The sequence below is a fragment of the Streptomyces sp. NPDC059455 genome, from assembly GCF_042750115.1.
In the GTDB taxonomy this organism is placed as follows: Bacteria; Actinomycetota; Actinomycetes; order Streptomycetales; family Streptomycetaceae; genus Streptomyces; species Streptomyces endocoffeicus.
In genome coordinates this window covers 11,908-19,489 of sequence record NZ_JBHYVB010000153.1, presented here as the reverse complement: position 1 = coordinate 19,489, position 7,582 = coordinate 11,908, and the positions used below count along the sequence as shown (strand labels likewise).

Sequence of the window (7,582 nt, the reverse complement as noted above, 5' to 3'; positions counted from 1 at the left end):
GGGCGGTGGCCCCCCGTTAACCGCTGGGTCCCCGCGCGGCCCGGGTGGGGGGGGGTCCCCCCCCCCCCCCGCCCCCCGCCGCCCGGGGCCCCCCCGCCGGGGCGCCCGGCGGGCCAGGGCTCCAGCTCGTGCACCCGGCCCAGCTGACCGGCGGCCAGCCGGCGCGGCTCGGTGGGGCCGGTGGCCCGGGGCAGCTGCGCTATCTCGATGGCGTCCTCGCCCTCCGCGTCGGTGAGGTAGGCGACCCGGCCGGTCGAGCCCAGCATCACGGGCAGCCGCACCCGGACGCCCGGGGTGTCGGCGAGGGTGCGGGCGGGGCCGTCGCGGTGGGTGAGCCAGTACAGGCTGCCGCGGACGCACACCGCGCTGGCCCGGCCGGTGGTGTCCACCGACAGCGAGTCGATGTGCGAGGCGGCGGGCACCTGGTAGGGCCGCCGCCCGGTGCGCGCGCCGCCGAGCCGTACGTCCAGCTTGCGCGGTTCGCCGTCCGGGCTCAGGTCGTCCACCAGCCACAGCTCGCCCGCGCACTGGTAGACGACGCGGGAGCCGTCGGTCGAGGCGTGCCGGGCGTAGAAGTCGGCGTGGTCGGTGTGGCGGCGCAGATCGGTGCCGTCGGGCAGACAGGAGTAGAGGTTGCCGATGCCCTCGTGGTCGGAGAGGAAGGCGATCCTGCCGCCGACGAACATCGCCGCGTCCAGATGGCCGTTCAGCTTCTCCGCGAGCCGGGTGCCGTGCAGCCACAGCCGGCCCGTCGCCCCGCCCCGGTAGCGCTTCCAGGTGGCGGGCTCGTGTGGCGGTTTGCCGGTGAGCAGCAGGGTGCGGCGCTCGCCGTCGAGGTCGGCCATCGCGATGTCGGCCACCGGCCCCCAGGGCAGCCGCCCGCCGGGGCTGCCGTCGGTGGGCAGGCTGTAGGCCCAGGAGAAGTGGGAGAACGGCTGCTCATGGGAGGAGACCGCGAGGATCTGGGAGGCGCCGTCCTGGTCCGGCGGGGTCCAGCCGCACACCGTGGTGTCCGTGCTGCCCCAGTAGGTCAGCCGGCGGGCCGGGCCGCCGGCCGAGGGGACGAGATAGATCTCCGGGTCGAGGCTGCGCCAGGTGGTGAACGCGATCTGGGAGCCGTCGGGGGAGAAGCGGGGAGGTCCGACGCGGGTACGGTCCACGGTCAGCCGCCACGCTCGCCCGGGTGGTCCACCCGGGTCGGTCAGCGGGGCGACCCACAGATCGTCCTCGGCCGCGAAGCACAGCAAGTCGCCGTGCAGATGCGGAAATCGCAGGTACGCCAGGTCGTCGTCGCACGCGTAAGGCTCCACCCCACCCATGTTTTCGAGCTACGCCATTCGGAGCAACTCGGTTGTGTGACCGAGACCACGAACGAAACGGCGTAGTTTCGATAGGACCGGGCTTATGCTGGAGGAGTACGAAACCGTTTCGTTCGGAAGTTTCGGATGCTCGGAGGGAGGCGACACCCCATGCGGACCGCGGATCAGCCGACGGAGGACCGCGACACCGCCCGGGTGCGCCGCAGCAGACTCTCCCCCGAGCGCGAGCGGGAGCTGTACGAGGCGGTGGTCGAGCTGCTGGGCGAGGTCGGGTACGACGGTCTGACGATGGACGCCGTCGCGGCCCGCACCCGATCCAGCAAGGCCACGCTCTACCGCCAGTGGAATGGCAAGCCGCAGCTGGTCGCGACCGCGCTGCGCCACACCAAGCCCGTTCTGCTCGAAGGCGTCGACACCGGATCGCTCCGCGGGGACCTGCGGGAGATCGCGCGGTGTTCGGAGACCGCCCATGAGCGGGACGCCGCGCTGATGAGGGGACTCGCCCACGCAAGCCACGACAACCCGGACCTTCATCAGGCCCTGCGAGAGTTGTTGATCTTCCCCGAGATCGACGCGCTCCACGCGCTGCTGAGGCGCGCCGTCGACCGCGGCGAAGTCACCCCGGACCGGCCCGCCTTGAACTACGTCGTGCACATGATGTGCGGCGCGTTCATCACTCGACCGCTCGTCGAGGGCAAGCAGCCGGACCAGACGTATCTCCTGGAGTACATCGACGCCGTGATCCTCCCCGCGCTCGGCGCCGCGTAGCCCTTCCTCTCGCCTCCTCACTCCCCCCTGATCTCCCCGCACAACCACATAAGGCCCCGGACGGCGCGCCGCTCTCGTCGCCGGTTCGGTCACCCATCCCTGCCCAGTGTCAGCCAACCGACGGGAGCACCTCTTCTCGTGGCCACCTTCCTTTATAAACTCGGCCGGTTCGCCTTCCGGCGACGCGGCTTCGTCGCGCTGATATGGGTGGCGCTGCTCGCGGTCGCGGGCGTCGGCGCCGCCACCGCCTCCCAGCCCGCCAACGACAGCTTCTCGATCCCGGGCACCGAGGCCCAGAAGGCATTCGACCTGCTGGAACAGCGGTTCCCCGGGGGTAACGCGGACGGCGCCACCGCCCGTGTGGTCTTCCGCGCCCCGAGCGGCGAGAAGATGACCGACCCGGACAACAAGGCGGTGGTCACCAAGACCGTCGCCGAGCTCAAGGCCAGCTCGCCGCAGATCGCCTCGGTCGCCGACCCCTACCAGTCCCATGCCGTCAGCAAGGACGGCACCACGGCGTACATCCTGACCAGCTACAAGGTCAACGCCATGGAGCTGGAGGACCCCGCCAAGGACGGTCTGAAGGACGTGGGGGACAAGGCCCAGAAGTCGGGGCTGACGGTGCAGATCGGCGGTGACGCGCTCCAGGAGATGCCGGAGACCGGCTCCACCGAGATCATCGGCATCGCGATCTCCGCGGTCGTCCTCGCCATCACCTTCGGCTCGCTGGTCGCGGCCGGACTGCCACTGCTGACCGCGCTCATCGGTGTCGGCATCGGCATCTCGTCGATCACCGCGCTCGCCACCACCCTGGGGCTGTCCACCACCACCTCCACGCTGGCGATGATGATCGGCCTAGCGGTCGGCATTGACTACGCGCTGTTCATCGTCTCCCGCTACCGCGCGGAGCTGGCCGAGGGACGGGACCGGGAGGAAGCCGCCGGACGGGCCGTGGGCACCGCGGGCTCCGCGGTCGTCTTCGCCGGCCTTACGGTCGTCATCGCGCTGGTCGGCCTCGCCGTCGTCAACATCCCGATGCTGACCAAGATGGGCTTCGCCGCGGCCGGTACGGTCGTCATCGCCGTCCTCATCGCGATCAGCCTCATCCCGGCGGTGCTGGGCTTCGCGGGCAAGCGGGTGTTCGGGCGCAGGGCGCGCCGACGGATGGAGGAGCGCGCCGCGGCGGCCGCCGCGAGCGGTGCGGACGCCCCCGAGGAGAAGCCCAACATGGGCACCCGCTGGGCCCGCTTCGTGCTGCGCCGCCCGTTGATGGTGCTCCTGGTGGCTGTGCTCGGCCTCGGCGCTGCCGCCGTGCCCGCCGTCAGCCTCGAGCTCGGTCTGCCGGACGACGGCTCGCAGCCGGTCAGCAGCCAGAAGCGCCAGGCGTACGACATGATCTCCGAGGGCTTCGGCCCCGGCTCCAACGGTCCGCTGATGGTGGTCGTCGACGCCAAGGGCAGCGATGACGCCAAGGGCGCGGCCGAGCAGGTCCGCAAGACCATCACCGGTCTGGACGGTGTGGCCGCGGTCAGCCCGGCCACCTTCAACAAGGCGGGCGACACCGCGACGCTCTCCGTCATCTCCAAGTACAAGCCGAGCAGCATCGACACCGAGAACCTGGTCGGTGACATCCGGGACGAGGCGAGCGGCTTCAAGTCCGACACCGGTGCCGAGGTGCTGGTCACCGGCCAGACGGGGATGAACATCGACATCTCGCAGAAGCTCAACGACGCGCTGGTGCCCTATCTGGTGCTCGTCGTCGGACTGGCCTTCCTGCTGCTGATGGTGGTCTTCCGGTCCGTCCTGGTCCCGCTCAAGGCGGCGCTCGGGTTCCTGCTCTCCGTCGTCGCGGCGCTCGGCGCGGTGGTCGCGGTCTTCCAGTGGGGCTGGCTGGCGGACCTGTTCGGGGTCGAGGAGACCGGCCCGATCATGAGCATGATGCCGATCTTCATGATCGGTGTGGTGTTCGGTCTGGCGATGGACTACGAGGTCTTCCTGGTGACCCGGATGCGGGAGGCGTACGTCCATGGCGAGCGCCCCGGCCAGGCCGTCGTCACCGGCTTCCGGCACGGCGCCCGGGTGGTCACCGCGGCCGCGGTCATCATGATCAGCGTCTTCGCGGGATTCATCGGCTCGTCCGAGTCGATGATCAAGATGATCGGCTTCGGCCTCGCCACCGCCGTTCTCTTCGACGCCTTCGTGGTCCGTATGGCCATCGTCCCGGCGGTCCTGGCGCTGCTCGGCAAGGCGGCCTGGTGGCTGCCGCGCTGGCTGGACCGGGCGCTGCCCAACGTGGACGTGGAGGGCGAGGGCCTGCGCAAGCAGCTCGAGCAGCCCGCCGTGGCCCAGCAGCCCGACAGGGACTCCGACGCCGAGCTGACCCGCGTCTGACCCGCGGCTGACCCACATCTGACCCACATCTGACCCGCGTCTGACCCGCGTCTGAACACCTGGTGTCACGCCTCGGCCCGACGGCGGCCTTCCGATCCCGGAAGGCCGCCGTTCGGCGTTTTCCACGAGCCCGCGCGATCCCGCGACGTCGGCGCTCTTGCGAACGACTTGCAGGTACGGGCTACCATCGGGCCGATAGCCGCAGCTCAGGAAGTTCAGGAGCGGAGTCCCGCCATGCATGTGCCCGACGGATTCATCGACGCACCGGTGTCGGTGGCGACCGGTGTGGTCGCGGCCGGGGCCGTCGCGGCCAGTTTGCGCGGCGCCCGGCGGGAGCTCGACGAGCGGACCGCGCCGCTGGCCGGGCTGGTCGCGGCGTTCATCTTCGCCGTGCAGATGCTGAACTTCCCCGTGGCCGCCGGGACCAGCGGCCATCTGCTGGGCGGGGCGCTGGCCGCGATACTCGTGGGCCCGTACACGGGGGTGTTGTGCGTCTCCGTGGTGCTGCTCATGCAGAGCGTCCTGTTCGCGGACGGCGGGCTCACCGCGCTCGGCGTCAACATCACGGACATGGCCCTGGTCACCACAGTCGTGGCGTACGCGCTCTTCCGCGCGATCGTGAAGCTGGCCCCGCATCGCCGCCGTACGGTCACCGTCGCGGCCTTCGTGGCGGCGCTGATCTCCGTACCGGCCGCGGCGGTGGCCTTCACGGCGATCTACGCGCTCGGCGGCACGGCCGATGTGGCGATCGGCAAGGTCTTCGCGGCGATGGTCGGTGTGCATGTGCTGATCGGCATCGGCGAGGCGGCGATCACCGCGCTGACGGTCGGTGCCGTCGTGGCCGTACGGCCGGATCTGGTGTACGGGGCGCGGGGGGTGACCGCGCGTCCGCTGGAGATCCGCAGCAGCCCGCTGGCCCCGGCCGCCCCGGGGACGGTGGCGCGGGCCGAGGTCGCCGCGGCGGGTTCGGAGACCTCCGAGCCCGCCGGGACCTCCGAGCCCGCCGCCGCGCCACGGCGGTCGGCGCGGCCCGTGTGGTGGGCCGGGCTCGCGGCCGCGCTGCTGTGCGCCGGGGTGGTCAGCTTCTATGCCTCCGCCAGCCCCGACGGGCTGGAGAAGGTCGCCCATGACAAGGGGATCGACCAGAAGAAGGAGGACCACGCCGCCAAGGACTCCCCGCTCGCCGACTACGGCGTCAAGGACATCACCGACGCCCGGCTCTCCGGCGGGCTCGCCGGGGTGATCGGGGTGGGGGCCACGCTCGCCGTCGGCTCCGGGGTCTTCATCGTCATACGGCGGCGCAGGGCGACGGCCGAGAGCGGGAGAGGCTGACCGTGGGCGCGGGACACGCACACAAGCTCTACCGGGAGGGCCGGTCGCCCGTCCACGCCCTCCCCCCGCACTGCAAGATCGCCGCGGTCTTCTGCTTCGTCCTGGTCGTCGTCTCCACGCCCCGCGAGGCCGTCTGGGCCTTCGGGGCGTACGCGGTGCTGCTGGCCGGAGTGGTGGCGGCGGCCCGGATCCCGGCCGGGTACGTACTGCGGCGGCTGCTGATCGAGATCCCGTTCGTGGCCTTCGCCGTGCTGATGCCGTTCATCGCGGAGGGTCCGCGGGTGGCGGCGCTGGGGATGTCGCTCAGCGAGTCCGGGCTGTGGAGCGCCTGGAACATCCTCGCCAAGGGCACCCTCGGCGTCGCAGCCTCCGTCCTCCTGGCGTCCACGACCGAACTGCGCGCCCTGCTGCTGGGGTTGCAGCGGCTGCGGATGCCCTCGCTGCTGGTCCAGATCGCCTCGTTCATGATCCGCTACGGGGACGTCATCTCCGATGAGATGCGCCGGATGCGGATCGCCCGCCAGTCGCGCGGCTTCGAGGCGCGCGGGGTGCGGCACTGGGGTGTGCTCGCCTCCTCGGCCGGGGCGCTGTTCATCCGCTCCTACGAACGGGGCGAGCGGGTCCACCTGGCGATGGTCAGCCGGGGCTATACGGGCACCATGCCGGTGATCGACGATGTGACGGCGTCCCGTACCCAGTGGATGTACGCCGCCGCCCTCCCGCTGACCGCGCTGGCGGTCTGCCTGACCGGATGGATGCTGCCATGACCGACCCCGCCACCACCCCGCCGTCCCTCCAGGTGTCCGGTCTGGCCTACGCCTACCCCGACGGCCATCAGGCCCTCTTCGGCGTCGATCTGACCGTGGCCCGCGGCGAGCGGGTGGCGCTCCTCGGCCCCAACGGCGCGGGCAAGACCACGCTCGTACTGCACCTCAACGGCATCCTTACGGCGGGCGCCGGGACGGTCACGGTCGCGGGGCTGCCGGTGGCGAAGGCGCGTCTGGCCGAGATCCGCCGCCGGGTGGGCATCGTCTTCCAGGACCCGGACGACCAGCTGTTCATGCCGACCGTGCGCGAGGACGTGGCCTTCGGCCCGGCCGCGGCGGGGCTGCGCGGCGCGGAGCTGGAGGAGCGGGTGCGCCGCGCGCTGGAGCGGGTCGGGATGGCGGAGTTCGCCGACCGGCCGCCGCACCACCTCTCCTTCGGGCAGCGGCGGCGGGTGGCCGTGGCGACCGTACTGGCCATGGAGCCGGAGATCCTGGTCCTGGACGAGCCCTCGTCCAACCTCGACCCGGCCTCGCGCCGCGAACTCGCCGACATCCTGCGGTCCCTGGAGGTGACCGTGCTGATGGTCACCCACGATCTGCCGTACGCGCTGGAGCTGTGCCCGCGCTCGGTGGTGCTCAGCGGCGGGGTGATCGCGGCGGACGGCGGAACACAGGAGCTGCTGTGCGACGAGGAGCTGATGCGCGAGCACCGGCTGGAGCTCCCCTTCGGCTTCGACCCGCGCTCGGTGACGGTGCCGGTGTTTCCGGTGGGGTGAGGGTGCCGGTGAGGTGACGGGGTAGGGGGTGTCCGCCGGGCCTTGACGCCTGCGGCGGGCTGTTCCCCTCCCCGCCCCTTCCCACAACTGGGGCTCCGCCCCGGACCCCGGACCCCGGATCTGGGCTCCGCCCCGGACCCCGGACCCCGGACGGGGCTCCGCCTCAGACCTCGGACCTGGGCTCCGCCCCACACCCCCCCGGGGCGGGGGGGGGGGGCCCAGCGCTTGG

At 71.8% G+C, this 7,582-nt stretch carries 5 protein-coding genes and 1 pseudogene; 5 read left to right on the top strand and 1 reads right to left on the bottom strand.

Annotation, left to right across the window (positions count from 1 at the left end; all coding sequences use genetic code 11):
* Positions 1 to 1,319: pseudogene (locus ACFXB5_RS38450) on the bottom strand (peptidase S41); the annotation flags it as partial.
* Between the two features lie 150 nt (positions 1,320 to 1,469).
* Between ACFXB5_RS38450 and ACFXB5_RS38445 the strand changes: the two are divergent.
* The 5 genes from ACFXB5_RS38445 to ACFXB5_RS38425 all read left to right on the top strand — a co-directional run bounded on the left by ACFXB5_RS38445 (position 1,470) and on the right by ACFXB5_RS38425 (position 7,353).
* On the top strand, positions 1,470 to 2,087 hold the full coding sequence (locus ACFXB5_RS38445; RefSeq protein WP_385217255.1) for a TetR/AcrR family transcriptional regulator: 618 nt from the start codon (positions 1,470 to 1,472) through the stop codon (positions 2,085 to 2,087).
* A 138-nt stretch (positions 2,088 to 2,225) separates the two neighbouring features.
* A complete protein-coding gene (locus ACFXB5_RS38440) occupies positions 2,226 to 4,478 on the top strand; it encodes an MMPL family transporter (protein ID WP_385217252.1) in 2,253 nt (750 codons plus the stop codon).
* 234 nt (positions 4,479 to 4,712) lie between these two features.
* On the top strand, positions 4,713 to 5,810 hold the full coding sequence (locus tag ACFXB5_RS38435) for an energy-coupling factor ABC transporter permease (protein WP_385217249.1): 1,098 nt from the start codon (positions 4,713 to 4,715) through the stop codon (positions 5,808 to 5,810).
* Positions 5,811 to 5,812: 2 nt separating this feature from the next.
* Complete coding sequence (cbiQ, locus tag ACFXB5_RS38430; protein ID WP_385217247.1) at positions 5,813 to 6,577, top strand: cobalt ECF transporter T component CbiQ; 765 nt, start codon at positions 5,813 to 5,815, stop codon at positions 6,575 to 6,577.
* On the top strand, positions 6,574 to 7,353 hold the full coding sequence (locus tag ACFXB5_RS38425) for an energy-coupling factor ABC transporter ATP-binding protein (protein WP_385217244.1): 780 nt from the start codon (positions 6,574 to 6,576) through the stop codon (positions 7,351 to 7,353). The genes cbiQ and ACFXB5_RS38425 overlap by 4 nt, the downstream gene beginning before the upstream one ends.
* Positions 7,354 to 7,582: the final 229 nt, after the last annotated feature.